This window comes from Streptomyces griseofuscus (assembly GCF_014673495.1).
Classification (GTDB): domain Bacteria; phylum Actinomycetota; class Actinomycetes; order Streptomycetales; family Streptomycetaceae; genus Streptomyces; species Streptomyces murinus.
On sequence record NZ_CP051006.1, the window covers coordinates 8,685,869 to 8,710,167 of the forward strand.

Here is a 24,299-nt window from a genome sequence, read left to right on the forward strand (position 1 = left end):
CCGGTGGGGCTCAGGGGAGGATGGAGTCGACGTAGCCGCCGTCGACGCGCAGGGCGCCGCCGGTGGTGGCGGAGGCCAGTGGCGAGGCGAGGTAGACGACCATGTTGGCGATCTCCTCGGGCTCGATCAGGCGCTGGATCAGGGACTGGGGCCGGTACTTGACCATGAACGCGCGCTGCGCCTCGTCCCAGGGCAGTTCGTCGCCGACGAGTTCGCGGACGAACTGCTCGACCCCGCCGGTGCGGGTGGGTCCGGCGATGACGGAGTTGACGGTGACGCCGGTGCCGGCGGCGTCCTTGGCGAATCCGCGGCCGATGGCGAGCAGCGCGGTCTTCGTCATGCCGTAGTGGATCATCTCGGCGGGGATGGCCACGGCGGAGTCGCTGGCGAGGTCGAGGATCCGTCCCCAGCCGCGTTCCTTCATCCCGGGCAGGCAGGCGCGGATGAGGCGGACGGCGGACAGGACGTTGACCTCGAAGTAGCGGCGCCATTCGGCGTCGTCGATCTCCAGCGGGTCGGCGCTGCCGAAGACGCCGAGGTTGTTGACGAGGATGTCGAGCGCGGGCACGGCCCGCAGCACATCGGCGGCGCCCTGCTCGGTCGCGAGGTCGCCCGCGGCGCCGGTGACGTCCTCGCTGCCGGAGCCGGCGCGTACCGTGCGCACGGCGTCGGCGACGCGTTCCTCCCCGCGGCCGTTGACGACGACCCGGGCGCCCGCGCGGGCGAGCGCGGTGGCGATGGCGAGGCCGATGCCCTGGGTGGAGCCGGTCACCAGGGCGGTGCGGCCGGAGAGATCGATCTGCATGATGGGGTTCTTCCCGTCGAGGCGGTGGCGCCGGCGCGGCGCTGCCCGGTGCCGCCCGTCGCGGCCTGGGTGACGGACTCAGGGATCACGATGTTCCCGGCCCGCGGCCGAGGGCGCGCCACGGACCGCACCGGGGTTACGCCATACGCCCCAGCGTTTTCCCACGATCGCCCCGCCGCCCCCGGGACCCGTGTCCTGCCCGCCCGGCGCGGTGTCAGACGGCGAGGGCCCGGTGGAGGGCGTCGAGGCCGTCGCGGTGGGTGCCGGTGAAGAGGGCGACGGCCTCGTCCTCGGTGGCGCCCCGGGGGCTGAAGCGGCCGGACCACTGGACCTGGGCGATGCCGGTACGGCCCGGGACGGGGCGGACGCGCAGGGTGGAGAGGCAGCCGTCGGCCGGCCGGAAGGGGCGGCCACGGCATGCGCGGCGGGATGCCCCCGCCCCCGGGGGGGGCATCCCGCCCGGCCACGGACCACGGACGGCCGACAGCCGCCCCAGAGCCCGCGAGAACGCCTCCGGCCCGGCCGCCCGCTCTCCTCCCACGCCGCCCGGCGCCTCCAGGGCCCCGGATCCAAGAGCAGAGGCATCGGCACGGCCCGGCAGCAGCCGGCCGGCGTGATGCCCCGCGCGCTCCGGCGGCCCCCGGGGCGGGGCCCGGACCCGGCTTCCGCGGTCCATGACGGCGCGTCACCGGTCAGACGGCGAAGAGGACTTCCCCCTGCGGCGGGAGCGGAGGGCCGAGGACCTCGCGGAGACGGACGACGCCCCGGCGCCATTTCGGCCCGTCCACCGCCTCGTCCCGCACCACGGCGAGTCCGCACAGCCCGCCGGCCACCTGGTGCAGGGCCGCGAGGGCGAGCGTCCGGAACTCTGCGGGCAATGGAGGCAGCGGCTCCGACGGGCCGTAGCCCGAACCCGAGGGCCCACCGACAGGACGCTCCGGCCCACCGGCAGGATGCTGCCCGGCGACCAGCGCCGCCGCGGCGACCGTCCGCTCGGCATCGGGAATCTCCAGGAACTCCGCACCGGCGGCGGCGCGTTCGAGGACCCGGCGGATCACGGGCACGCGTTCCGCCGCGGCCGCCTCGCTGTCGAACGGGCCGATGCCCCAGGTTCCCACGCGATCTCCTCGACCAGCCCTGCGAGGATCCTCACGCTGTCACGGGAGCCGGGAGCCGGGAGGCGTTGTCGATCGTTGCGGAGAGGGCAGGATTCGAACCTGCGTGGACCATTGCGGATCCGACTTCGGGCTACTGCCCTGGTCCCCGATAAACCACTCCGGGCACCTCTCCCCGTGTCCGGCCTGTGCGGTAGCGCCGTTCACGGGTACTACCGTGCCAGGCCCCGCTGACACACCCCTGACCACCCGCTGACGCACGACTGCGCACCCGAGGACACGCCCGAAAGCCGCAGCGGCCGGTGCGGCACCGGGAGTTCACCGAGGCGGAGGGCGAACCGCGCAGGCGGGCGGACGCGCGGGCCGCGCAGGCGGACGAAGACCCGAAGACGTCGTGCGACCGGGCGGCCGGCCGCCCGCGTGAGCGGCGGGTGCTGCTCCCGGGGGCGACGACGCCGGCGAGACCGACGGCCCCGGTCCGCGAGGCGGCGGACCAGCGGCTGCGGGACACCCCGCACCGGACGCCCCACACCGGGCAGCAGGCAGCGCAGAGCGGGCGGCGCCGGACTCGCCGCCGGGGGAGCGGGTGCCGGACCCGGACCGGCTGCGGCGCGGCCCGGCACGGACCTCGCACCCGCAGCCGGGGCGGCCCCGGCGCGGGCGGCCGCCGCGCTCGGGACGGGCACCTCGAACACGCCGGGAAGACCGCCGCGGCCTCTGGCGCAGCGGCCGCGGTCCGGGTCGGACAGGTAGAGCGGCGGATCAGCCCGGCGTCACCGCGCCCTCCGGCACGGCGAACCACTCCCTGAGCGCCTCTGCCAGCCCGGCCGCCGGCGCCGGTGCCCCCGCGTCGGCCGCCCAGGCCGTGAAGCCGTCCGGACGCACGAGGACCGCCGCCAGCTTCGGGCGGGACGGGCAACGGGCCGTCAGCGTGTCGACGCGGCCGGCATACCCCGCGGCAAGCGCCCGCAGCCCCGGGTCGTCGGCGAGGTCGAGCAGGAGCGCCCGGCCCGCGCGCAGATGGTCCGCGAGGCGGCCGGCGCCAGCGAGTTCGAGGTCCGGGGCGCTGCGTCCGGTCAGCGGGTGCGTGCCCGCGAGGTCGTAGCGCACCCCGCCGCCGTTGAGCCGCGCGGTGAGATACGTGGTGCCCGTGACCGTCCCCGCCAGGTCGCTGACGATCTCGCGCAGGGCCCGGGAGCGCGGGTCCGGGCGCATGGCCGCGACCTGGGACCTGGTCCAGTCAAGGACCTGCGCACCGACCGGGTGCCGCTCGCGGGTGTACGTGTCCAGCAGTCCCTGCGGCGCCCGGCCGCCGACCACCGCGGCGAGTTTCCAGCCGAGGTTCATCGCGTCCCCGATCCCCAGGCTCAGCCCCTGGCTCCCGAACGCGGAGTGCACGTGCGCCGCATCGCCCGCCAGCAGCACCCGGCCCCTGCGGTACTCGGTGACCTGGCGGGCGTGGTCGGTGAAGCGGGTCGCGGTCCGCACCCCGGTGACCGTGACGTCCACGCCGCAGACGCGCCGCAGCCGCGCCTGGAGGTCCTCGGCGGTGACCGGCGCGTCCCGGTCGGCCGGCGGCCCGTCGAACTCCACGGTGACGATACGGCCCGGCATCGGCCCGTAGGCGTACACCCCGGTGTCCGTGGCGGTCCAGCCGACCTTCAGATCCTCGGCGCCGGTCATCTCCACGACCGCCTGGTGGCACGTGATCTCCGGCTCCGTGCCGGGGAATGCGAACCCCGCGAGCTTGCGGACCGTGCTGCGGCCGCCGTCGCAGCCCACGAGCCAGCCGGCGCGCACGGCCCCGTGGCCGCTTCGCACGGTGACGCCCCTCTCGTCCGCGTCGAAGCCCGTCAGCTCCACTCCCCGGCGCACCTCGACACCGAGTTCCTTTGCCCGCTCGCCGAGCAGCCGCTCGATGTCCTGCTGCGCCACGAAGGCGATCTCCGAGGCGGGCCCGGCGTCGCCGAGGCCCGCCTCCGTGCGGTCGACCAGGTCGGCGCGCAGCATGATCCCGGCGAAGTGCCCGACGACCCCCAGCCCCTGCCCCGCGGGCGCACCCCCGCCCTCGTCCCCGCCGTCGTGTTCGCGTATGAACGCCCGGAAGCTCTCCACCGCCTGCCGCTGCACCTCGGCCATCGCGGGCAGCATGCCCCGGCGGTAGAGCGCCTCCGCGCCGGGCGTGGTGATCGCCCCGCCCTTGATCGTCGAGTCCACCTCGGTGCGGCGCTCTAGGACGGCCACCCGCGCGCCCCCGAGCCGGAGTTCACAGCCCAGCATCAGCCCGACCGGGCCGCCCCCGGCCACCACTACGTCATAGTCCATGGCGGCGACTATGACCGAAGGGCGGAAAAGCCAAAAAGCCGCCGCGGTGTCAAGAGACAGGCCCTGCGGGGGAAATGGGGCCGGCTGCGTGCTTCCCGTTGCGGAGAGGGCAGGATTCGAACCTGCGTGGACCCTTGCGGATCCGACTTCGGGCTACTGCCCTGGTCCCCGATAAACCACTCCGGGCACCTCTCCTCGTGTCCGGCCTGTGCGGTAGCGCCGTTCACGGGTACTACCGTGCCAGGCCCCGCTGACACACCCCTGACCGCCCGCTGACCGGCCGGACCGGCCGTCGAGCGAGGGGCCCGCCGCGCGAACCGCGGACGGACACCCCGGTGGTGTTGCGGGTGACGTTGCGGCGCATCCAGGTTCCCGGGGTGGCGTGGCGCAGGGTTTCCTCGACGGTGCCGGGCATACGTCCCGGCAGGTCGGCCAGGAGCAGCTGTTTCCGGCCGGGGTTGTCGGTCAGCGGGTGCAGCATGTGGGCCAGGGTGCTGCGGGTGGTGCCGTTGCCGCCGACCAGCAGGATGCGCAGGAACGCGCCGAGTTCGGCGTCGTGAGCAGCCGGCCGTCCACGGTGGCCCGGACCAGGGTGGTCGTCACGTCGTCGGCGGGGCTGCCGCGGCGCAGGCGGGCGAGGTCGCCCATGAGGGTGCTGAAGTAGGTGACCGCTTCGGCCACGGCATCCAGGCGGCGCCCCTGACAGGTCGCGCAGCGCACCGGCGTCGGGAAGAGACCGAGCGACATCGTGAACAGTCGTACGGCCGTCCGACCGGACCCCACTGACACCCTCACCGGCATCCGGCACCGGGCCGCTCACGGTGGCGTACCCGGTCGCACCTGCTGTCCGTCCGCGGCGGTGCCGGGCTTGGTGTGGAGGACCTCGCGGGCCTGGTCCGCGGCGCGGGTGAGGCTCTCGGAGACGAAGTCGAGGAAGCGGCCGATGTTCTCCAGCCGGCGGGCGGCCGGGGTGCCGGGGACGAGGACGGTGACGCCCTGCCGTGCGGTCTCGGCGACCTGGGCGGTGGCGCGGGCGCTGGCGATCATGGACTGGTACCAGACGTCGTCGTCGATGGAGTAGCGCTCGCGGCGGCGTTCGTCGCGCTCGCGGCGCACCAGGTCCTGGCTCTCCAGGAAGGCGATCGCCTTGGACACGGACGCGGGGCTGACCTGGAGTCGCTGGACGAGTTCGGCGGCGGTGAGGGTGCCCGCGTCGCTGACGCACAGGCAGGCCATCACCCGGGCCATCATCCTGGGGGTGCCCGACCGCATGAAGACGGCGGTGAGCGTCTCCTCGTACGCGCGTACCGCCCCGGCGTCGCGTCCGTAGGGCTGCGGCGGGGTCCGCGGTGCCCGGGGGGCGGGCTGCCTGCGGCGCTGGGCGCGGTGTCCGGTGGCGCGGTGGGCGAGGTCGGCGCGGTAGGCGGTGGGCCCGCCGTTGCGCATGACCTCGCGGGTGACGGTCGAGGTGGGGCGCTCCAGGCGGCGGGCGATCTCCGCGTAGGCGAGGCCGTCGGCCAGGCCCAGCGCGATCTGCTGGCGTTCGGGCTGGGTGAGCCTGCCTCCCGGCATCGCGGTCTCCTTCATGCTCGGCGGGAGCGCCACCATAGCGTTCACCACCAGTTCATTGCAACGAACGCGTCGAAGACCGTTGCGTTACCCGTCAAATCGCCGCAACGATTCACTACTTGTGACCTGCGGTGATCTACTTGAAGCGCAACAAGTCCATTGCCCGATCAGTGAACGCAACATAGCGTTTCCCGTGTCAGAAACAAGGAACGAACTCGGGAGACCGTGATGCAGAAGTTCGACACCCCCGCCCCGATCGCCGCCGTCCTCACCATCCCCGCGGGCCGCGTCCAGTTCATCGCCGCCGACCGGACCGACACCGTGGTCGAGGTCCTGCCCGCCAACGCCTCCAAGGCCCGCGACGCGAAGGCGGCCCAGCAGACCACCGTCGAATACGCGGGCGGGGTCCTGCGCATCGACACCCCGGCGGGGGACCGGCACCTCGGCCCCACCGGAGCCGTCGAGGTGACGGTCAAACTGCCCGCCGGCTCCCGCGTCGACGCCAAAACCGCCGGCGCCGAACTCCGTGCTGTCGGCCGCCTCGGCGACGTCGCCTTCGACGGCGCCTACCGCCGGATCAAGCTGGACGAGACCGCGAGCCTCCAACTCACCGCCGTCGACGGCGACATCGAGGTCGGCCGCCTGGGCGGCCCCGCGAAGATCAGCACCGCCCACGGCGACATCCAGATCACCGAGGCCACCCACGGCACCGTTGTGCTCCGCACCCGGTCCGGCGACATCACGATCGGCGCCGCCCCCGGCACCTCCGCCACCCTGGACGCCGGCACCACCCACGGCCGCATCAGCAACACCCTCCGCAACGACGGCACCCCCGCCCTCGACATCCACGCCACCACCGACCACGGCGACATCACCGCCCGCAGCATCTGAACCGCCACCACGCCCCGCCGGGGCCGCCACGACGCCTCCGGCCCGCCACGACCAGGACGCCGGCCGAGCCGGAAACCGATCACACGCCGGCCGCGCCGTTCGAACCCTCGTCCGGCCACACCGACCAGGCCGAACAACACGCCCCGTGGGGCCGGGGCGCGGTGAACCCCCCGGCGCTGACGGCCACTTGCACGCAGGCCGGAGCGGACGGGCCGGACGGCCTGGCGGACGGTCGTGGTGCGCAGCGGTGCGGCAGCTGCCGGCTACCCCCCGCCCCCGCCTCCGCCCCCGCCGGTGTCGGGGACGCGGGCGGCGCAGTGGTGGCCGCAGCCGGTCATCTCGCTGAGCGCCCAGGTGGTGGCCGCGACTCCTCCCCAGACGATGCACAGGAGGCCGATCAGCACGCCGACGACGAGCGCGTAATCGCGCGCGGTGCGTAACCGTGCTTTCGCCACGGGCCTCTCCTTCGGTGCAGGGCCGGGCGAGAAGTCTCCCGCTGCACGGCGGCCGGTGCCACCACCGGGGACGCCCAAGGGCGTTGACCATGAGCGTCGTCGGCAGCGGCGAGGCTGTGCCCTCGGCCCTCGGCCCTCGGCCCGCCGGTACCGTCGGCCGCCGACGGCGTCAGGCGCCCAGCGAGCTCCCCGCGGGGGAACAGGCACCCGGGCCGGCGGGTGCCCTGGACCCGGTGCGCATATCGGTGCGGTGCCGGCCGGCCTGCGGGGGCCCGGTCGCGCCGAAGGTACGGCGGTAGGAGGCGGGCGACACCCCGAAGGCCGTTCTCATGTGCGCGCGCAGCGAGTTCGCCGTGCCGAACCCGGCCCGGTGGGCGACCAGGTCGATCGACAGGTCGGTCGTCTCCAGCAACTGCTTGGCGAGTTCGAGGCGTTGTGCGGTGAGCCACTGCACCGGGGTCATGCCGACCTCGTCGCGGAACCTGCGGGTGAAGGAGCGCAGGCTCATCCGGGCGTGCTCGGCGAGCCGGGCGAGGGTGAGCGGCTCGCCGAGGTGCTCCAGCGCCCAGGCACGGGTCGCGGTGGTGCCGGCGACGGTGGGTTCGGGGACCGGACGGTCGATGTACTGGGCCTGCCCGCCGTCCCGCCAGGGCGGTACGACACACATGCGGGCGGCCCGGTTCGCGGCGGCGGCCCCGTGGTCGCGGCGGATCATGTGCAGGCACAGGTCGACGCCGGCGGCCACGCCCGCGGAGGTCAGCAGGTCGCCGTCGTCGACGAAGAGGACGTCCTCGTCGAGCCTGACCCCGGGGTAGGCCCGGCGGAACTCCGGGGCGAGGTTCCAGTGGGTGGTGGCCGGACGGCCGTCGAGCAGTCCGGCCGCGGCCAGGACGTAGGAGCCGGTGCAGATGGACACCAGCCGGGTGCCGGGCCGGATGCCGGCGATGGCCGCGGCGATCTTGTCGGGCAGGGGTCCGCCGCGGCCCAGTTCGGGCATGGCGTGCGTGGGCGGGAAGATCACGGTGTCCGCCGCGGCCAGGGCCTCGGGGCCGGCCGCGGGCTGGACGGTGAAGCCCGCGTCGCTGGGCACGGGGGCGCCGTCGGCGGTGCAGACGGTGACGTCGTACAGCGGGCGGCCCCCGGCGTCCTGCGCGCTGCCGAAGACACGGGAGGGGATGCCGAGCTCGAACGGCGGGACCCCCGGCAGTGCCAGCACGGCGATCCGGTGCCGTCGCGGGGTGTCGTCCGCGCGGCCCCTCGCGTTCTCCGCCGCTGTCCACCGGGTGCTGTCCATGGCCAGATCCTGGCACATAGTGGCCGTACGGCCAACACCGTGACGGGCCGCGGCGGCCGATGCTGGGCTGCGTCGCGCCGGGGAACTGCGGGCGCGGACCGATACGAAGCCGGGAACAGCGAAGGATGAGGAAGACGATGCGTGCGGTGGTCGTGGAGCAGTGGGGCGGGGCCGAGAGCCTGGTCGAGCGCGAGATGCCGCGCCCGGAACCGGGGCTGGGCGAGGTCCTGGTCCGGGTGCACGCGGCCGGGGTGAACCCGGTGGACTGGAAGACGCGTGCCAGTGGGGCTCTCATCGAGTGGGGCGCGGTGCCGGCGGTCGGATGGGACGTGTCGGGCACGATCGAGGCCGTCGGCCCCGGTGTGGGCATGTTCCGCCCCGGTGACGAGGTCTTCGGAATGCCGTCGTTCCCCCGTCAGGCGGGCGCGTATGCCGAGTACGTGGTGGCGCCGGCCCGGCATCTCGCACCCAAGCCGGCCGCCCTGACCCACGTGGAGGCGGCGGCCCTGCCGCTCGCGGCGCTCACCGCCTGGCAGGCCCTCGTCGACACCGCCGGTCTGCGTCCCGGCGAGCGGGTGCTGGTGCACGCGGCCGCCGGCGGGGTCGGTCACCTCGCCGTGCAGATCGCCAAGGCCCGCGGCGCGTACGTCATCGGTACGGCCGGAGCGGCCAAGCACGACCTGGTGCGCCGGCTGGGCGCGGACGAGGTGATCGACTACCGCGCGGTGCGGTTCGAGGACGTCGTGAGCGACGTCGACGTGGTGCTGGACGGACTGGGCGCGGAGACGGCCGAGCGGTCGCTGAAGGTCCTGCGGCCCGGTGGCCGGCTGATCACGCTGCCCGGCCCGGACGACGTTCCCACGGCCCGGGACGGGGTGCGGGCGGTGTGGATGCTGGTCGAACCCGACCACCTGGGGCTGCGCGAGATCACCGCCCTGGTGGAGCGGGGCGCGCTGCGGCCGGTGATCGACACCGTCGTGCCGCTGGCCGAGGCCGCGAAGGCGCACGAGATCGGCGAGCGGGGCCGCACCGCAGGCAAGATCGTGCTGTCGGTCGTCTGAGCCGCACATACGGCCGGCCTCTGTTCCGGCTCCCGCTCAGCCCGCTGACGCCCGCCGCCGCCACCTTCCTCCAGGTGGCGGCGCCGGGCGTTCAGGCAGGGCGTCGATGGCACCGGCCCGGGCGGCCGGGTGGGTGCTCAAGCGGCGCTTGCGCCGTTCGTCGGGCCCAGCTCCACCGCGTCTCCTTGAGGCGGCCGTCTTCGACCACCGCTTCGACGAGGACACGGAGCTGAGCGGCCCGATGACGCTGCGACTACGCGTGGCCACCACCGGCGCCGAGGACCCGCGGCTCTTCGCCGGAATCGAGAAGCGGTCGCACGGCGCGCCGGTCCCGTTCGAGGGCTCCTACGGTTACGGGCGTGACCTGGTCGCACAAGGCCGCCTGCGCCTCGCGCTGCGCGAACTCGACCCGGTGCTCAGCACCCCCCACCAGCCCGAGCACACCTTCCGGACGCTCCAGCCGGTCCGGGACGGCGAAGAAGTCGACGTGCTCATCCCGTTGAGCTCCTCGGCGACCCTCTTCGCCCGAAAACGCTTCCACGCTTGAGATCCCCGTCATCCCGAAGACGTGACCGGCCCGCACCCGCGCGGCCTGCCGGCGCCTTCGGCCAGGGACACCTCGGCCGGCCCGAAGCCTTCCCCCACCTCGATGGCGTCGAGGTGGGCCCGGGCCGGTTCGGCCGATCCACCCCCGCCTCGTCCAGGCCGCCGGCCCCTTGCTGCGCACCGCGGCGCTCCGGCACGGTCACCAGGCTCTCCCACCGCCTCCCGGAGCCACGCGCGGACCCGACGCCGACGGCCGGACCCTCGCCCTCGCCCGCGACGTGGCCGGCCGCCCCTGCCCACAACGGCGCCCGCCGGCCCCGACCCCTACGAAACGACCGGCTCCCTGCCCGAGCCCGTTTCCCCCACACGCCTCAGTAACTGTCGTGGCGGGGCTCACCGTTCGGCCGGTAGACGCCGACGACGGTGCCCCCCTTCGTCGTCGAGACGCTGACCGGCTCCAGCGCGGTGGGGATCGCGCCGTCGGCGAACAGCCGCTTGCCGGTGCCGATGATCACCGGATGGATGGTCAGCCGGTACTCGTCGACGAGCCCGTGCCGCATGAGGCTCTGGGCGAGGTCGCCACTGCCCACGACGTTGATGTCGCGGCCGTCGGACGCCTTCAACTCGCGTACGGCATCGACGACATCGCCCTTCAGCAGCGTGGAGTTCTGCCATTCGGCAGCTGTCAGGGTGCGGGACGCCACGTACTTGTGCATGCGGTTCATCCGACCGGTGAACGGGTTGTCAGGGTCGGCGGTCGGCCAGTACGACGCGAAGATCTCGTACGTCTTGCGGCCGAGCAGCATCGCGTCGCAGGACTCGTACCAACCGGCGATGGCCGCCCCGACCTCGTCGTCGGACGAGGGCTTCTGCCAGCCGCCGTGCTCGAAACCGCTCTGCGTGTCCTCGTCCGGACCGCCCGGCGCCTGCATGACGCCGTCGAGCGTGAGGAACGTACAGATGATGATCTTGCGCATGGTGCGCTCCCTTCGTCGACGGGTAGACCGCACAACCGCCGCTGACTCATCGGACTCCCGCCAGGCGGACATCTCGCCGACGGCCGCCCGCTCCCCGCGCCGCGGTGAGCGCGTCGTACGCGATGACGGGGCTTCTCGTCGCATCCGCACGCACGCCCACGCCCGAAAGAACGGGCGATGGACGGTACGGACCGGCGATGGCAGGGAGCGAGGCGCTGGGGTGACGGTGTGGAGAGTACGACCGGACGGTGGCCGCCCGCAGGGCCGTGCGTGTCCGCACGCGGCGGCCGCGGGTCCGGAGCCGACGCCCCTGAGCGGAGCGTGCCTCGACTGCGTCGCCCGCGGACGTCACGAGCGCCGCTTGCGACTGTGTCTGACCTGCGGCCACGTGGGGTGCAGCGACAGTTCTCCCGGCGCTCACGCCACCGCCCACCACGAGTCGACCGGGCACCCTCTCGTGCGCTCGATGGAGCCCGGCCACCAGTGGGCCTGGTGCTATGCCGACGAGTTGTTCCTGGAACCGGGCGGCGGCCGCGGGCCGGCGTGACGCCCCGCCCGAAGTGGTACGCGTACGGCCGCGACCGGCGCCGGCCCCGGACCGGGCCCCGCACCGCCGTGCGGGGCCCGGGAGCGCACCGCCTCCCAGGTCCCTCGACCGACGGGCGCTCGACCGGGCGGCAGACCCGGTCCCTCGGTGGTTTTTCCGCTCGCGCCCCCGAAACGGATGCGCGGGAGTGCCGCCCGGATCCGGAGGGGGCCGCGGCACCGGCCGGCGGCGGGGTTCTCACAAGAGCGGCTCCGGTCTCTCAGGGAAGCGTGACGAACGGGCAGACCTCGGTGCAGGAGTCGCCGTCGCTGCCGTAGTAGGTGCAGGTGCGGGCGGCGGTGTCGACGTCGTACCGGGCGACCCCGGCGTCCCAGCAGGCGCGGACGAACGCGGGGAACGTCGCCTCGCCGGCCTGGTCCGCGCGCACCGGCGCCCGCCCCCGCCCTCGCGCCGGTTCGGCCCGCGGGGGCGGGGTGCGGGCGGGAGCCCGCCCTGACCGCGGCCGTGCAGGAGACCGGACGGACCCACCGGGTGCGCTGCTCACGCCCGGCCCGATCGCGCGTCGAGTGCGGCGCCGACGTGGGGGCAGGTTCGGCGAACGGTGTCGAGGAAGGCGCCCAGCGCCGGGGAGCGGTCACGGCCGGCGAAGGACAGGACCAGGTCGGGCAGCGCCGTCCTCGGCGTCACCTCGCAGAACCGGATCCCCGCTCTCGGCGCCTCCCGCATACGGGAGGGCCCGAGGCCCACACCGGCCCCGCAGGCGGCCAGGCCCATGATCGTGTGCACGTCCCTGGCCATGGTGGCACCGTCCAGCGCCGCGGTGTCCTCGCCCAGCAGGACGCGCAGGCAGGCGGCGACGGCGGGCTCGTCCTCCCCGGCGGCCACGATCAGCGGCTGCCGTCGCAGCTGGTCCACGCTCACCGACGCCTGGCCCGCGTAGGGGTGCGCGCTGCCGACCACGGCGGTCAGGTGATCGCGTCCGACCGGGACGGACACCAGATGCTCGGCCCCGGCGCCCCGGGGCGCACCGAGGGTGACGGCGACGTCCAGTTCCCCGGCGATGAGAGCGGCGGCGCCGCGCCCGGATGCCATCTCGTGCAACTCCAGCCGTACGCCGGGCCGTTCGCGGCCGAACCGGCCCAGGACGTCCGGGAGCGGATCGAGCAGCGCGGAGGCGACGAATCCCAGCCGCAGCCGGCCCGTCTCCCCGCGCGCCGCCCGCCCCGCGTCGGCCGTGGCCCCGGCCATCTCCTCCAGCGCCCGCCGCGCCCGCACGAGGAACGCCTCGCCCGCGGCGGTCGGGAACACGCCCTGGCGCGTACGGTCGAACAGCCGGGCCCCGGTCTCGCGCTCCAGGTCGGCGATCTGTTTGGACAGCGGGGGCTGCGCGATACCCAGCGAGCGGGCGGCCCGGCCGAAGTGCGCGTGCTCGGCGAGGGCGAGCGCGTACCGCAGATGCCGCGCTTCCATACCGCCCCGTCCCTTTCGCCGTCCATACACGCAAAGTATCGCCGCCCAGCCTGCACACCATGGCCCCCACCACCGGGACCCGGCCCGGTGGCTGCTGTCCACCGCCGCGCTCGCCCTGGCCCTCTGGCTCGGCGAACGCGGCTACTGCGCGTGGGGCCGCTGCGCGGCACCCGGCTGCGACCGCTGCTTCATCGACACCGGGCGCCGCGCCCCGCAGCGCTACTGCTCGACCCGCTGCGGAACCCGGGTCCGCGTCGCCGCCCACCGCGACCGCGGCCGATGACCGGCACGGGGCCCCGACTCCGCCCCGGCGTCACCCTCATGGACGCACGCATGCCCGGCGCCGGCGGCCCTGGGGCCGGCCTTGTCACGGCCTCGGTGGATCCAGGGCCACGGCATCGCCCCGGGTGATACGTGCTGGGTGTCCGTGGTGCGTGAGGCGGGGGAGAGGGGGAACCGTCCAGGCGCGGGGTCTGCATATGCCCCTCGCTTCACAGAAATAACTCATATTTTGTGTGCTTGTAGGGGCGAAGTAAGGGCATTCGATGGCCAGGAGGTTGATAACTATGGTTCCCCTGCTTCTCGTTCTTCTTCTGGCTCTGATCCTCTTCGGCGCGGGCTTCGCGCTGAAGGCACTGTGGTGGATCGCGGTGATCGTGCTCATCGTGTGGCTGCTGGGCTTCGTCGTCCGTTCCGCGGACAGCGGCGGCCGCAAGGGCCGCTGGTACCGCTGGTAGACGAAGGCATCCGGCGCGAGGAACGCGCCCCGCGCGAGCAATGAGCGGGCCCGGCCGAAGCGGCCGGGCCCGCTGCCGTGCACGGGCCCGGCCGAAGGGGCAGGAGGGATCGGGCTTATCGGACGCACCGCAGGGTACGTGAATCGTGCAACGGCCCCGCGGGCTCAGCAGTGGAACCCTGCTCCTCCTGCCCGCGGGGCCGTTGCCCTTTCCCGGGGACGGCGGGCGGTTTCTCCTCCTCACCGAACCCGAGCCGGTCCGGGCCCGGCCCGCGCTCTCAGAGGGCGGGCGCCGAGGTGTCGGTCCAGTCCAGGCGAAGGACGGCGAGGTCGTCGGTGTGCCGGTCCGCGTTGAGCGTGCGGGTCCGGGCGATGAGCTCGTCGAGGTGGGTGCCGGGGTCCGGTGAGGGGATCGTGTCGATGATCCGCAGCAGGCCCTCCACGCCGAGCCGGGCGCCGGTGCTGTCCGCGAAGCCTTCGACCAGGCCGTCGGTGTAGGCGATGAGCGCGCCCCGGGCCGGCAGCGCGAGGGTGGTGGCGGGCCATCTGCCCAGTCCGGGCGCGATGCCGAGGGCGACCCCGTGGGCCGCGTCGACCTCCTGGGTGCCCTTGGCGGTGACGAGGAGGGGCTCGTGGTGGCCGGCCAGGTGCAGGGTCAGGACGCGGCTGTCCGGGTCCAGGGTGATGAGGGTGCAGGTGGTGAACAGGTCGCCGTCGGCGCGTTCGGCGATGTGGACCTGTTCCAGCAGGCCGAGCAGTTCCTGGTCGCGGTGCCCGCCGAGGGTGAGCGCGCGCCAGGCGATGCGCAGGCAGACACCGAGCGCGGCGGCGTCGGGGCCGTGGCCGCTGACGTCTCCGATCACGGCGTGCACCTGCCCGTCGTCGGTCTGCACGACGTCGAGGAAGTCACCGCCCAGAAGGGCCTGCGCCCGGCCGGGGTAGTAGCGGCTGGAGGCGGTGACGACGGTGGAGGACAGCAGGGGTTCGGGGAGCAGTCCGCGTTCCAGGCGGGCGTTCTCCTCGGCCCGCAGGCGCCCGATCTGCAGGGCGGCGTTGGCGCGTTCGGCCTGCTTTCGCTGGACGGCGTAGCGGACGGCGCGCTGCATGAGGTCGGGCTGGACCTGGCCCTTGACGAGGTAGTCCTGGGCGCCGGCGGCGAGCGCGTCCACTCCCGCGCGGGGTTCGTCCAGGCCGGTGAGGACGATGACCGCGGCGTCGGCGTCCGGCTGGATCGCCTGGACCGTGTCCACGCCGGAGGCATCCGGCAGGTGCAGGTCGAGCAGGACGCAGTCGACGGGGTCCGTCCTGAGTGCCTGGCGTGCTTCCGCGGCCGTGCGGCAGCGCGTGAGGTCGTAGGGCAGGCCGGTGTCGTAGAGGAGCTCTTCGACGAGGAGGGCGTCTCCGTCGTCGTCCTCGACCAGGAGGAGACGGAACGGCTGCGTGCGGCCCGCGACGTGTTCGGTCACGGCTGCGTCTTTCTCTGCGGGGCGGCCGGGGCGCTGTCGGCGGCGGGGAGGGTGAAGGCGACGCGGGTGCCCGGCTCGTGGCCGGCGTCGATGCGGATCCTGCCCCCGTGGAACTCCACGACCTTCTTGCACATCGCCAGGCCGATGCCGGTGCCGGGGTAGGCGTCCTTGGTGTGCAGCCGCTGGAAGAGCACGAAGACCTTCTCCCGGAACTCGGGAGCGATGCCGATGCCGTTGTCGCTGACCGCGAAGTGCCAGGTGTCGTCCTCGCGGGAGGCGCTGACGTGGATGCGCGCAGAGCGGTCGGGGCTGCGGAACTTGACCGCGTTGGACAGCAGGTTCTGCCAGAGCATGCCGAGCTGGGTCGGGTCCCCCACGACGGTGGGAAGGGCGTCGTGGGTGATCTCGGCGCCGGTCTCCTCCACGGTCACGCTCAGGTTGTCCAGGGCCCTGTCCAGCAGCGCCTCGAGGTCGACCCGCTGGTGGTCGTTGTACTGGCGGCCGACCCTGGAGAAGGCCAGCAGGTCGTTGATCAGGTTCTGCATGCGGTTGGCGCCGTCGACCGCGAAGGCGATGTACTGGTCGGCCTTCTCGTCCAGCTGGCCGCCGTAACGGCGCTGCAGCAGCTGGGTGAAGCTGGACACCTTGCGCAGCGGTTCCTGCAGATCGTGGGAGGCGACGTAGGCGAACTGCTCCAGCTCCGTGTTGGACCGCTTGAGATCCGCCGCCTGCTCGTCCAGCAGGACGCGGGACGCCTCGCTGAACGTGAGCTCCTCCAGCAGACGCCCGCGCATCGACTCGACGTCCGCGGCCAGCCGGCGCAGGTCGGCGGGGCCGGTGCCGGTGATGGAGCGCTCGAAGCGGCCCTGCGCCACCTCACGGGCGTCCGTGCCGAGCCGGCTCAGCGGCCCGGTGATGCCCCGGCGCAGCCCCTCGAAGACCAGCACCGCCACCAGGGCGATGACGACGGCGATGACGACGAACACCCAGTTGCGCAGGGTGACGGCCCGGCGCAGGTCACCGGTGGCCGACGCCCGCTCGTCCTGGAGGTGCGCCTGCTGGCGCGTCAGGGCCTTGCGCAGCGCGTCGAACGCGGTCTTGCCCTGCGCCGTCCGCTCGGTGGCGAGCTTCACGGCGTTTCGGGGGGAGGCCGCCGAGACGGGTCGCGCTATGCGCTGCTGCCAGGCACCGGCCAGCTTCTCGGTCTCGGCCAGGTCGGCGCTCGCCCGGGCGTCGTCCCCGACCAGCGGACGCAGCTGCCCCAGGGCGCGTTTCTCGTCGGCCACGCCCTGCGTGTAGGGCTGGAGGAAGTCCGGGCGGCCCGACAGCCCGTAGCCGCGGATCCCGGTCTCCTGGTTGACCAGGGCCTGCTCCACCCGCATCGCCTCGATGAGGGCCGGCGAGCGCCGGTCCACCAGCTCCGAGGTGATCTGCGACGTACGCCACATCGCCCAGCCGCCCAGCGATCCCAGGACGGCCAGGACGGCCAGCGTGACAAAGACCCCGGCGCGCAGCCAGCGCCGGGTCGTCCAGCGGGAGAAGACGCCCTCGTCGTGGGGCGGCTCACTGTTCTGTGCGGTTCGCATGTGTCCCTCGGTGATCCGGACCGTGTCCCGGCGCACGGCGCAGACACTGTACCCAGGGTCCGACAACGCATGTTGTCCGAGGTGAGATCGGCGACGTAGGGTGACCCCATGCCTGGTCCATCTTCCGCCTCACGTTCGTCCGCGGAGACGGCCGCACTGGTCACGCAGGTGGTGGACGAACTCGCCCGGCGTCTCATGCCGGACACCGTCCTGCCGCTGGACGAAGGCGCCGACACGGCCGGCGAGACCCGCCGGCGCGCGCTGCAGCGCCTTCAGGTCCTCGCCGGCGTCAAGCAGGCCCTCAGGCGCCTGGAGGACCAGGCCGCCCATGTCGCGGCCGCGAGCGGCGCGGGTTACCCCGAGATCGGCCAGGCCCTGAACATGAGCCGTCAGGGGGCCCGGCGCCGCTGGCCCGGACTGATCACCAGCAGCACCTGTCATCGGACCCCCCAACCCACCCCCCGGAGCTTGTGAACCATGGCCGCCGCCGCTATCCGCCCCTATGACGTGCTGCTGGTCGAGGACGACGTCGCCGACGCGATGCTCATCCAGGACGCCCTCTCCGAGCGCGGGGCCCGCAACCTGACCCAGGTCTGCGACGGCGTCGCCGCCCTGGACTACCTGCGCGACCCGGACAACGCGCGCCCCGACCTGATCGTCCTCGACCTCAACATGCCGCGCATGAACGGCCGCGAGTTCCTCGCCGTGGTCAAGGAGGACCCCGCGCTGCGCACCATCCCGGTCGTCGTGCTGACCACCTCCGCCGCCCCCGACGACGTCTCCGGCGCCTACAGCCACCACGCGAACGCCTACGTCACCAAGCCGGTCAACCTGGAGGAGTTCGAGGCGGCGGTCCGCAGCATCGACACCTTCTACCTGGACGTCGCCGTCAAGCCCCCCAAGGAGTGACCCCCGGCCTGCCGGGCGGACCCCGCCTCTGCGCGGCGGGCACGCACGACGATCCGCGCAGCCCGGCCCCGACGGGCCCCGGCCCCACGGCCGGGGCCCGTCGGCACACCCGGGCGGAACTTCCGCGCCCCCGCCCGGCGGCCCCCAGCACCCCAGCCTTGCGGCAGACCACGCCACCGGGCCCGCAGCGCTGAACAACGGCCCCGGGCAGCGGCGTTGGGCTACTCGGCACACAACCTCCACATCATGATCCGCACCACACGGACAACCCCCGCCGCCGTACCCGCGTCTTGATCCACAACAGACCGCCACGCCCCGGTCCTCCCGGACGGGGCGTACCCCCGACCCCCTATACACTCTGTGTATACACGTCGTGTATGGAAAGGTATGCATGTACGGCAAGGCTTTCGCCCCCGAGTACCAGGGCGCCCTGACCACCCTGTCCGTGAACTCCTCCCTGACGGACGTGCTGACAGAAGGCATCGACAAGCTCCGCGAGGCCGAACGGTCCGGGCACCCGGCCGAGGCCGCCCGCTGCGGACTCGCCGTGGCCGAGGCCTACCGGCGCCTCGGCAAGGTACGGGAAGCCGACCAGGCCTGGAAGGCCAGCTACCGCACCGCCCGCCAGGCCGGCGACACCGCCGCGATGGCATGGGCCCTGTGGAGCGGCGGCACCCTCGCCCGCCAGCGCGGAGCCTTCCCCCTGGCCTGGCGACTGCTCGGCCTCGCCGCCGAACTCGGCGAACAGGCAGGCGACATCGTCTGCCGCGGCTACTCCCTGGCCGGACTCGCCGAAACCGGCCGCATCCAGGGCGACTACGACGCCGTCGGCCGCCTCCACGAACAACTGCTGGCCGAGGCCCGCAGGCGCGGCGAGGCCCGCCACACGGTCTGGGCCCTGGAAGGCATCGCCCAGATGCACCGCAACACCGGCGACTACGACCGCGCCTACACCCTCTTCGAAGAAGCTGCGGAGATAGCCCAACGCGCCGAGGACACCCGCGGCCACGCCTGGGCCCTGCGCGGCCTCGCGGACATCCTCTCGGTACGCGACAAGAACACCGAGAAAGCACTCGAACTCCTCTCCCGCGCGGAGACCGGCTGCCGCGCGATGAACCTCTCCAGCGCCCTTGCCTACAACCACAAGATGCAGGGCAACGTCCTCCACCGGGCCGGCCGCCACGAAGAAGCACGGCAGATGTACGAGCTGGCACTCACCGAGTTCCGCGCCATGAGCGAGCCCCGCGGCGAGGCACTCGCCCGCCTCGGCCTCGCCAAGTCACGGGCACGACTCGACCGCACCCACGCCGAGACCACCGCCGAACTCACCGCACTGGCACGCTCACTGGAAGGCAGCGGCCTCAAACACGTACAACGGCTGGTGACCCGCGCCCAGGAGGAGTTCGCACGCGAGGCGGAGGCCGTACGATGACCGCCCTGCACGCCCCGCCCGCAGCCCCCGAAGTCCTCGCCCGCTGCACCGCGCTGGTACGCCCCGCCCTGCGCGAGGCGATCGGCCGGCTGCACCCGTGGACCGCCGAGATGGCCGCGTACTCCTTCGGCTGGTGCGAGGTGGGCGGCACACCCACCACCACCGCCGGCGGCAAAGGCGTTCGACAGGCACTGGCCGTACTCGGCGCACGCGCGGCAGGCGCCGACGCACGCACCGCAATACCCGCCGCGGTCGCCGTGGAACTGGTCCACACCTTCTCGCTCCTGCACGACGACATCATGGACGGCGACGCCACCCGGCGCCGCCGCCCCGCCGTGTGGAAGGCATACGGCACCGGCCCCGCGGTACTGGCCGGCGACGCCCTGTTCGCCCTGGCGGTGGAGACCCTCGCCGCCGCCCCCCAAGGCGCCCGCGCCGTACGGCTCCTGTCCACAGCCCTGACCGACCTGGTCCGCGGACAGGCCGACGACCTGCTGTTCACCGGCCGCCCCCATACCGGCCCCGGCAAGGTGACCACCGAGGAGTACCAGGCGATGGCCGAGGCCAAGACCGGCGCCCTCCTCGGCTGCGCCTGCGCCCTGGGCGCCGCGCTCGGCGGGGCCGGCGAGGACACCACCGACGCGCTCGACCGGGCCGGACGGCATCTCGGCATCGCCTTCCAGCTGGTCGACGACGTCCTCGGGATCTGGGGCGACCCCGCCGTCACCGGCAAACCCACGGGCGGCGACCTGCGGGAGGGCAAGAAGACCTACCCGGTCCTGGCCGCCCTCGTCTCCCCGGACGCCCGCGCCCTGCCCGACCTGCTCAACTCACCGGCGCGGACCCAGGAGGCCGCCGCCCTGATCGAAGCGGCCGGCGGCCGCACGGCGGCACTGGCCGAGGCCCGCACCCACACGGCCGCCGCCCGCGCCCTCCTGACCCGCACACCCCTGGCCACCGGCGCCGTGGAAGACCTGCTCACGGTGCTGGACTACCTCGTCGGCCGCGACCTGTAGACCCACCGGCACACCGCGCCGGCCCGTAAGCCGGCGGGCCGGCCGCCGGCTTACGGCATCAGCGGCCCGAGCGCGCGTACCACCGGCCGTCGTGGCGGGCCACATGAACGGGACGCCCGAAGCAGAGCGTCATGTTGTCCGCGGTGAGCACACCGTCCACCGCCCCGGACGCCAGCTTTCGGCCCTCCTTGAGCAGGAAGGCATGCGTGGTGCTGGGCGGGAGCTCCTCCACATAGTGCGTGACCGTGACGGTGGCGAGGGCGGGCTGGTCGGCCGCCAGGCGCTGCAGCGCGTCCACGAGATCCTCACGGGAGGGGAGATCGAGGGCGTTGAACGGCTCGTCGAGCAGCAGCAGCGCCGGATCCGCCATCAGCGCACGGCAGATCAGGATCCGGGCCCGCTGGCCGCCCGAGCAGTCACCGAACCGGCGGTCGGCGAACTCCTTGCACCCCAGCTCGGCCAGCAGGACGCGGGCACGCTCGCGCACCGCGGTCCCGTACTCCCGCCACAACGGCTGCACCGTCCCCGTCGCCCCCGTCAGGACGACCGTGTGGGCGGTGGCGTCGGGCGGGACCTTCTGCGCGGCGGACACCAGACCGACACGCGCCCGCAGCTCACGCATGTCGATGCGGCCGAGCCGGTCACCGAGAACCTCGACGCTGCCGAGCGTGGGATACATGGCCGCCCCGACGAGCCGCAACAAGGTCGTCTTGCCGGCCCCGTTCGCCCCCAGCAGCGCCCAGTGCTCGCCGGACCGGACAATCCAGTCGATCCCGTCGAGGACGATCTCCTGCCCGCTGCTACGCCGGTGGACGGCGACACCCCTCAGAGCGACGACGGCGCGGGAATCCTGGTTCTCGGTCACCCCGGCACAGTAGTGCCGCGGGCGGCAACCGCACCGGACGCGCCCAGAGAACGGACACCCCGGCCGACCCCGCCGGTCACAGCACAGGATCCCAGGGGTTCTCACATGTGCCGCATCCACACACCGGGCTCCACATAGGCGCCCTGACCGCTGTCCTTGTCGACACGCCGCAGGCCGAGCCCCCGCGGGACGACGTACTCGCCCGACGCCGGGAAGACCAGGCCCGTCCACCGCTCCCACTCGCAGACCGTGCCGGTCCTCGTCTGCGAGGCCGGCGCGGCGGCGACGATGCGCGCACCGGGACGCTGGTGGGTGCGGATCCACGGGTCGAGCGAGGTGCCGTCCGGGCGGGCCCACCCCATGAACGACTCGATCGGCGCGAGAGGGTACCGCGACTCCAGGGTCGGGCGGACCGGCCCGATCACCCGCGGCCACCCCCGCTCCACGGCGACCGGCACCCCGCGCTCGTCGGCCAGTGCCGGGTTCAGCTCGGCGAACCACTCCCGGATCCGACCGATGTACTGCTTCACCAGCCGGTCCGCCGCGATGCGCCACCACAACGCACTGCCGCCGGAAAGACGCATGAGGCAGGTGCACCGGCAGCCGCCGCAGGACCGGCCCCTGAGGACGGGGCCTACGGCGGGTGACCGGAGCCGTTCTCAAGGCCGGCGCGTCAACTCCCGGGCGGACAGCACCGACGTCAGAAGCGCCGTGTCGAAGGAGGAACCGACGGCCAGCTGGGCGGTGTTGCCGTAGGCGTTCAACGCCTTCTTGGTCATACGCAGCGCCAGCGGCGAACGGCGGGTCAGCGGTTTGCTCCACTCTCTGACGGCCGAGTCGAGCTGCTCCAGCGGCACGACCTTGTTCAGAAGGGACAGCTCCTTCGCCTTCGAGGCGTCGAAGGCAGCACAGGTCAGCAGCAGCTCGCGGACTTCCGGCTGCCCCCCTTCGCGCAGAAGACGGGGGAGAATGCCGCCCCACGCGGGCGGGACACCGAGCCCCAATTCCGGCATACGGAAACGGCAGTTGTCCGCCCCCACCCGCAGATCGCAGAGCACCGCCAGTCCCAGACCGGCACCGATCACCCGGCCGTGCAGCCGCGCGATGGTCACCAACTCGGTTCCCCTGAGGGCATCGCACAAGCGCTCCGCCTTGGTCAGGAGCGCGCTGAGCGCCTCGCCCGACGGATCCTGTGCGAGAAGCGTCGAGAACTCGGTGCGGTCCCCTCCCACGCTGAAGTCGTCCCCGGCGCCGGCCAGTATCAGCACACGAATACCAGGATCGGCCTCCGCACGGAACAGGACGTCAAGGAGATCATCGAGGACCTTCCCCGATATGGCGTTATCGGACTCAGGGATATTCAACTGAACGGTGAGGACAGAGGATTCGAGCGTGACGAGAAGCGTCTTGTAGCTGTTGATGTGTCTACTTCTTTCTTCAGACTCTGCACATCGAAAATGATCATTCCTCAGCCGAGAGCCAACTGCATGGACGTCATCCGGCGAAAAGCGATGCGCGGCTCCCACCGCGGAGGCGCACTGATGGACAGCCGCGCATCCCGTTTCAGCAGCGAGTTGAGAAGCGCCGTCGCCTCCAGCCGGGCGAGAGCGTTCCCCAGGCAGTAATGGATACCCCCGCCGAAGCTGAGATGAGCCTGCGCCCGGCGAATATCGAAAACATGCGGATCGGCATACTGCTTCGGGTCATGATGAGCCGCGCCCGTCATGAGCTGAACCATTTCCCCTTCGCGTACGAGTACGCCACCGACCTCACAGTCCATCGACGCCACCCGGCTGATCATGTGTATCGGAGCATCGTATCGGAGCGTCTCCTCGACCGCGCCGCCCACGTCCTCCGGATGCCGGCGCAGCCACTCCCACTCATGAGGGCGGTCGACCAGCAGGCGCACACTCGCGGACAACACGTGCGAGGTCGTCTCCAGAGCCGCGAGAATCATGAACAACGCAAGAGAATGAACCGCGGCATCAGCCCGGGCGCGATCGGACTCAATACCGTCCCACGCCCGGAGCCAAGAAGAGATCGGGTCTTCCCCCGGACTGCTTCGGCGTTCTCGGATCACGTCGGTGAAGTACTGACGCAGCTGCGCCGTGGCCGAATCGGAAAGCGCCAACTGGCTTCGGGAAGGGAACAGTTCCTGCGTGTGGACCTGGTCATGAGTCAGCGTGCGCAGCAGTTCATGATCCGCTTCGGGGAGCCCCATCCATTGCCCTATGGTAATGACCGGCAGTTCATCGGCGACGAGTGAACAGAAATCCGCCGATCCCTCACGGGCTTCCTCGAAGAACCGGTCCGTCAGTCGATCCGCTGTCTCCTCGATGAACGGCCGCAATCTGGCCAGCGAGTGACGGTCGAATATATTCCCGAGCGACTTCCGCGTCATCGTATGATCAGGAGGATTCAGCATCGGCAAGGAGGCCGCCATCTGCCGCGAAGCAGGAGAACTCCAGCGCGCGGAGTCATCCTGACTGAGACGCCAATGCAGATCAGGAACCCGCCACGATCTGTCACGCAAGACCTGATGGCAGAGCCGGTGAGAAGTCACCAAATACCCGCCCCAGGGCGCCGGAAACACTTCACCCAGTTTCCTGAGCTCCTGATAGGCGGCCAGAGGGTTTGCCTGCCCCCGACCGGTACGCAGGCGAGAGAAGAGCGGGACAATCGTCTGCCGGCTGACGTTCGCGAGGGAAAGCGTCGACTCCACTATGTAAAACTCTCTCGTGAGAATGGATTCATGACCTGTCAATTCTGTGATATTTCGTCAGCGCCCTGTGAAAATACCCCGACCGGCACCCGTCGGCGAGCGTCAGAATAAGGCCGCGAAGCCGAATCCGATACAGACGGCAGGGGAGTGTCCTTGAGGGGGACTTTCGCGCAGTCTGCCGTCTCAGCCGAAAGAGAGACCGAATCGGGCATGGAATCACGGAGGGGGGCGACCGAGCCGAAGAGGTTCGCGTCACGGATGTAAACGAATCCGGTCGCCAGAGCGGCCGCCGTTCGGCCCTTTCCGCCGCGGTGTTAGGGATGACGTGCTGCGCACTGATTTCCTGTCCGGAGCCACATGACAACTCGACGTATCGTAATGATCACTCTGGGTAGCTAAGTCGCCGGGGAAGAAGTGAGCCTCACAGATCGGACAAGCCACGTATACGTGGAAGATTTCCCCGATGGTGCATCAGTACTGGCTGATGGGGGCGAAATACTTGCGCAGAGCAT

General features: G+C 72.5%; 28 protein-coding genes and 2 tRNA genes. 10 read left to right on the plus strand and 20 right to left on the minus strand.

Annotated elements, in window-relative coordinates:
- Window positions 1-10 precede the first annotated feature (10 nt).
- The 9 genes from HEP81_RS39025 to HEP81_RS39065 form a co-directional block, all read right to left on the minus strand.
- Entirely contained in the window at window positions 11-805 is a 795-nt protein-coding gene (locus tag HEP81_RS39025; protein ID WP_037661836.1) for an SDR family NAD(P)-dependent oxidoreductase, read from the minus strand.
- 214 nt (window positions 806-1,019) lie between these two features.
- Entirely contained in the window at window positions 1,020-1,259 is a 240-nt protein-coding gene (locus HEP81_RS39030) for an SRPBCC family protein (RefSeq protein WP_051850559.1), read from the minus strand.
- A 238-nt stretch (window positions 1,260-1,497) separates the two neighbouring features.
- Complete coding sequence (locus HEP81_RS39035) at window positions 1,498-1,923, minus strand: DUF4259 domain-containing protein (RefSeq protein ID WP_051850558.1); 426 nt, start codon at window positions 1,921-1,923, stop codon at window positions 1,498-1,500.
- Window positions 1,924-2,001: 78 nt separating this feature from the next.
- A tRNA-OTHER gene (locus HEP81_RS39040) sits at window positions 2,002-2,095 on the minus strand.
- Window positions 2,096-2,682: 587 nt separating this feature from the next.
- Window positions 2,683-4,245, minus strand: a complete 1,563-nt coding sequence (locus HEP81_RS39045) for an FAD-dependent oxidoreductase (protein WP_037661833.1) — start codon at window positions 4,243-4,245, stop codon at window positions 2,683-2,685.
- 101 nt (window positions 4,246-4,346) lie between these two features.
- Window positions 4,347-4,440, minus strand: a tRNA-Ser gene (locus HEP81_RS39050).
- A 37-nt stretch (window positions 4,441-4,477) separates the two neighbouring features.
- On the minus strand, window positions 4,478-4,726 hold the full coding sequence (locus HEP81_RS39055) for a hypothetical protein (protein ID WP_157854578.1): 249 nt from the start codon (window positions 4,724-4,726) through the stop codon (window positions 4,478-4,480).
- On the minus strand, window positions 4,711-4,992 hold the full coding sequence (locus tag HEP81_RS39060; RefSeq protein ID WP_157854576.1) for a hypothetical protein: 282 nt from the start codon (window positions 4,990-4,992) through the stop codon (window positions 4,711-4,713). The genes HEP81_RS39055 and HEP81_RS39060 overlap by 16 nt, the downstream gene beginning before the upstream one ends.
- 69 nt (window positions 4,993-5,061) lie before the next feature.
- A complete protein-coding gene (locus HEP81_RS39065) occupies window positions 5,062-5,817 on the minus strand; it encodes a helix-turn-helix domain-containing protein (protein ID WP_037661877.1) in 756 nt (251 codons plus the stop codon).
- A 225-nt stretch (window positions 5,818-6,042) separates the two neighbouring features.
- On the opposite strand from HEP81_RS39065, the gene HEP81_RS39070 reads away from it, so the two are divergent.
- A complete protein-coding gene (locus HEP81_RS39070) occupies window positions 6,043-6,705 on the plus strand; it encodes a DUF4097 family beta strand repeat-containing protein (protein WP_037661830.1) in 663 nt (220 codons plus the stop codon).
- A gap of 263 nt (window positions 6,706-6,968) precedes the next feature.
- On the opposite strand, the gene HEP81_RS39075 is transcribed toward HEP81_RS39070, so the two are convergent.
- Both HEP81_RS39075 and HEP81_RS39080 read right to left on the minus strand, forming a co-directional pair.
- A complete protein-coding gene (locus tag HEP81_RS39075; RefSeq protein WP_037661827.1) occupies window positions 6,969-7,160 on the minus strand; it encodes a hypothetical protein in 192 nt (63 codons plus the stop codon).
- 169 nt (window positions 7,161-7,329) lie between these two features.
- Window positions 7,330-8,454 carry a GlxA family transcriptional regulator gene (locus HEP81_RS39080; protein ID WP_243279235.1) on the minus strand — a complete coding sequence of 375 codons (1,125 nt, stop codon included), beginning with the start codon at window positions 8,452-8,454 and terminating at the stop codon, window positions 7,330-7,332.
- Window positions 8,455-8,579: 125 nt separating this feature from the next.
- On the opposite strand from HEP81_RS39080, the gene HEP81_RS39085 reads away from it, so the two are divergent.
- Entirely contained in the window at window positions 8,580-9,515 is a 936-nt protein-coding gene (locus HEP81_RS39085) for an NADP-dependent oxidoreductase (protein ID WP_037661825.1), read from the plus strand.
- 106 nt (window positions 9,516-9,621) lie between these two features.
- Window positions 9,622-10,062 carry a CocE/NonD family hydrolase C-terminal non-catalytic domain-containing protein gene (locus HEP81_RS39090; protein ID WP_037661822.1) on the plus strand — a complete coding sequence of 147 codons (441 nt, stop codon included), beginning with the start codon at window positions 9,622-9,624 and terminating at the stop codon, window positions 10,060-10,062.
- Window positions 10,063-10,432: 370 nt separating this feature from the next.
- On the opposite strand, the gene HEP81_RS39095 is transcribed toward HEP81_RS39090, so the two are convergent.
- Window positions 10,433-11,038: a dihydrofolate reductase family protein gene (locus HEP81_RS39095; RefSeq protein WP_037661819.1), complete on the minus strand. Its 606-nt coding sequence runs from the start codon at window positions 11,036-11,038 to the stop codon at window positions 10,433-10,435.
- Between the two features lie 310 nt (window positions 11,039-11,348).
- On the opposite strand from HEP81_RS39095, the gene HEP81_RS41985 reads away from it, so the two are divergent.
- On the plus strand, window positions 11,349-11,585 hold the full coding sequence (locus HEP81_RS41985; RefSeq protein WP_063755279.1) for a UBP-type zinc finger domain-containing protein: 237 nt from the start codon (window positions 11,349-11,351) through the stop codon (window positions 11,583-11,585).
- A 259-nt stretch (window positions 11,586-11,844) separates the two neighbouring features.
- On the opposite strand, the gene HEP81_RS41990 is transcribed toward HEP81_RS41985, so the two are convergent.
- Window positions 11,845-12,012: a DUF1398 family protein gene (locus HEP81_RS41990; RefSeq protein ID WP_243279234.1), complete on the minus strand. Its 168-nt coding sequence runs from the start codon at window positions 12,010-12,012 to the stop codon at window positions 11,845-11,847.
- Between the two features lie 113 nt (window positions 12,013-12,125).
- Window positions 12,126-13,055 carry a LysR family transcriptional regulator gene (locus HEP81_RS39110; RefSeq protein ID WP_037661816.1) on the minus strand — a complete coding sequence of 310 codons (930 nt, stop codon included), beginning with the start codon at window positions 13,053-13,055 and terminating at the stop codon, window positions 12,126-12,128.
- Here HEP81_RS39110 and HEP81_RS39115 point away from each other — a divergent pair.
- Window positions 12,955-13,338 carry a CGNR zinc finger domain-containing protein gene (locus HEP81_RS39115; RefSeq protein WP_243279233.1) on the plus strand — a complete coding sequence of 128 codons (384 nt, stop codon included), beginning with the start codon at window positions 12,955-12,957 and terminating at the stop codon, window positions 13,336-13,338. The two genes, HEP81_RS39110 and HEP81_RS39115, sit on opposite strands and share 101 nt — an antisense overlap.
- Window positions 13,339-13,621: 283 nt before the next feature.
- On the plus strand, window positions 13,622-13,792 hold the full coding sequence (locus HEP81_RS39120; RefSeq protein WP_037661814.1) for a DUF5670 family protein: 171 nt from the start codon (window positions 13,622-13,624) through the stop codon (window positions 13,790-13,792).
- 277 nt (window positions 13,793-14,069) lie between these two features.
- Here HEP81_RS39120 and HEP81_RS39125 read toward each other — a convergent pair whose 3' ends face one another.
- Together HEP81_RS39125 and HEP81_RS39130 are read right to left on the minus strand one after the other, a co-directional pair.
- Window positions 14,070-15,257, minus strand: coding sequence for a PP2C family protein-serine/threonine phosphatase (locus HEP81_RS39125; RefSeq protein WP_037661812.1), 1,188 nt, complete (start codon window positions 15,255-15,257; stop codon window positions 14,070-14,072).
- Window positions 15,254-16,843, minus strand: a complete 1,590-nt coding sequence (locus tag HEP81_RS39130) for a sensor histidine kinase (RefSeq protein ID WP_037661872.1) — start codon at window positions 16,841-16,843, stop codon at window positions 15,254-15,256. Before HEP81_RS39130 ends, HEP81_RS39125 begins: the two co-directional genes overlap by 4 nt.
- Before the next feature lie 108 nt (window positions 16,844-16,951).
- Between HEP81_RS39130 and HEP81_RS39135 the strand changes: the two genes are divergently transcribed.
- The 4 genes from HEP81_RS39135 (at window position 16,952) to HEP81_RS39150 (ending at window position 20,200) form a co-directional block, all read left to right on the plus strand.
- Window positions 16,952-17,317, plus strand: a complete 366-nt coding sequence (locus HEP81_RS39135) for a hypothetical protein (protein WP_051850557.1) — start codon at window positions 16,952-16,954, stop codon at window positions 17,315-17,317.
- A 3-nt stretch (window positions 17,318-17,320) separates the two neighbouring features.
- A complete protein-coding gene (locus tag HEP81_RS39140) occupies window positions 17,321-17,752 on the plus strand; it encodes a response regulator (RefSeq protein ID WP_037661811.1) in 432 nt (143 codons plus the stop codon).
- A 391-nt stretch (window positions 17,753-18,143) separates the two neighbouring features.
- The gene (locus HEP81_RS39145) at window positions 18,144-19,184 is read left to right on the plus strand and encodes a tetratricopeptide repeat protein (RefSeq protein ID WP_037661809.1); all 1,041 of its coding nucleotides are present in this window, start codon (window positions 18,144-18,146) and stop codon (window positions 19,182-19,184) included.
- Window positions 19,181-20,200 (plus strand): polyprenyl synthetase family protein, encoded by a 1,020-nt coding sequence (locus HEP81_RS39150; RefSeq protein WP_037661807.1) that lies wholly within the window; start codon window positions 19,181-19,183, stop codon window positions 20,198-20,200. Before HEP81_RS39145 ends, HEP81_RS39150 begins: the two co-directional genes overlap by 4 nt.
- Before the next feature lie 58 nt (window positions 20,201-20,258).
- On the opposite strand, the gene HEP81_RS39155 is transcribed toward HEP81_RS39150, so the two are convergent.
- From HEP81_RS39155 to HEP81_RS39170, 4 genes are all read right to left on the minus strand, one after another.
- Window positions 20,259-21,065, minus strand: coding sequence for an ABC transporter ATP-binding protein (locus HEP81_RS39155; RefSeq protein WP_037661805.1), 807 nt, complete (start codon window positions 21,063-21,065; stop codon window positions 20,259-20,261).
- A gap of 101 nt (window positions 21,066-21,166) precedes the next feature.
- Complete coding sequence (locus tag HEP81_RS39160) at window positions 21,167-21,649, minus strand: hypothetical protein (RefSeq protein WP_157854574.1); 483 nt, start codon at window positions 21,647-21,649, stop codon at window positions 21,167-21,169.
- A gap of 75 nt (window positions 21,650-21,724) precedes the next feature.
- Complete coding sequence (locus tag HEP81_RS39165) at window positions 21,725-22,591, minus strand: enoyl-CoA hydratase/isomerase family protein (RefSeq protein WP_338058767.1); 867 nt, start codon at window positions 22,589-22,591, stop codon at window positions 21,725-21,727.
- Window positions 22,534-23,787 carry a cytochrome P450 gene (locus tag HEP81_RS39170; protein WP_037661804.1) on the minus strand — a complete coding sequence of 418 codons (1,254 nt, stop codon included), beginning with the start codon at window positions 23,785-23,787 and terminating at the stop codon, window positions 22,534-22,536. Before HEP81_RS39170 ends, HEP81_RS39165 begins: the two co-directional genes overlap by 58 nt.
- Window positions 23,788-24,299: the final 512 nt, after the last annotated feature.

Coding starts and splice junctions, on each gene's coding strand:
- HEP81_RS39055 (WP_157854578.1), bottom strand. CDS start 4,726: ATGCTGCACCCGCTGACCGACAACCCCGGCCGGAAACAGCTGCTCCTG.
- HEP81_RS39095 (WP_037661819.1), bottom strand. CDS start 11,038: ATGCGCAAGATCATCATCTGTACGTTCCTCACGCTCGACGGCGTCATG.
- HEP81_RS39150 (WP_037661807.1), top strand. CDS start 19,181: ATGACCGCCCTGCACGCCCCGCCCGCAGCCCCCGAAGTCCTCGCCCGC.
- HEP81_RS39025 (WP_037661836.1), bottom strand. CDS start 805: ATGCAGATCGATCTCTCCGGCCGCACCGCCCTGGTGACCGGCTCCACC.
- HEP81_RS39080 (WP_243279235.1), bottom strand. CDS start 8,454: ATGGACAGCACCCGGTGGACAGCGGCGGAGAACGCGAGGGGCCGCGCG.
- HEP81_RS39110 (WP_037661816.1), bottom strand. CDS start 13,055: ATGGAAGCGCGGCATCTGCGGTACGCGCTCGCCCTCGCCGAGCACGCG.
- HEP81_RS39120 (WP_037661814.1), top strand. CDS start 13,622: ATGGTTCCCCTGCTTCTCGTTCTTCTTCTGGCTCTGATCCTCTTCGGC.
- HEP81_RS39030 (WP_051850559.1), bottom strand. CDS start 1,259: ATGCCCCCCCCGGGGGCGGGGGCATCCCGCCGCGCATGCCGTGGCCGC.
- HEP81_RS39045 (WP_037661833.1), bottom strand. CDS start 4,245: ATGGACTATGACGTAGTGGTGGCCGGGGGCGGCCCGGTCGGGCTGATG.
- HEP81_RS39065 (WP_037661877.1), bottom strand. CDS start 5,817: ATGCCGGGAGGCAGGCTCACCCAGCCCGAACGCCAGCAGATCGCGCTG.
- HEP81_RS39070 (WP_037661830.1), top strand. CDS start 6,043: ATGCAGAAGTTCGACACCCCCGCCCCGATCGCCGCCGTCCTCACCATC.
- HEP81_RS39160 (WP_157854574.1), bottom strand. CDS start 21,649: ATGCGTCTTTCCGGCGGCAGTGCGTTGTGGTGGCGCATCGCGGCGGAC.
- HEP81_RS39145 (WP_037661809.1), top strand. CDS start 18,144: ATGTACGGCAAGGCTTTCGCCCCCGAGTACCAGGGCGCCCTGACCACC.
- HEP81_RS39060 (WP_157854576.1), bottom strand. CDS start 4,992: ATGTCGCTCGGTCTCTTCCCGACGCCGGTGCGCTGCGCGACCTGTCAG.
- HEP81_RS39090 (WP_037661822.1), top strand. CDS start 9,622: ATGGCACCGGCCCGGGCGGCCGGGTGGGTGCTCAAGCGGCGCTTGCGC.
- HEP81_RS39130 (WP_037661872.1), bottom strand. CDS start 16,843: ATGCGAACCGCACAGAACAGTGAGCCGCCCCACGACGAGGGCGTCTTC.
- HEP81_RS39140 (WP_037661811.1), top strand. CDS start 17,321: ATGGCCGCCGCCGCTATCCGCCCCTATGACGTGCTGCTGGTCGAGGAC.
- HEP81_RS39085 (WP_037661825.1), top strand. CDS start 8,580: ATGAGGAAGACGATGCGTGCGGTGGTCGTGGAGCAGTGGGGCGGGGCC.
- HEP81_RS39135 (WP_051850557.1), top strand. CDS start 16,952: ATGCCTGGTCCATCTTCCGCCTCACGTTCGTCCGCGGAGACGGCCGCA.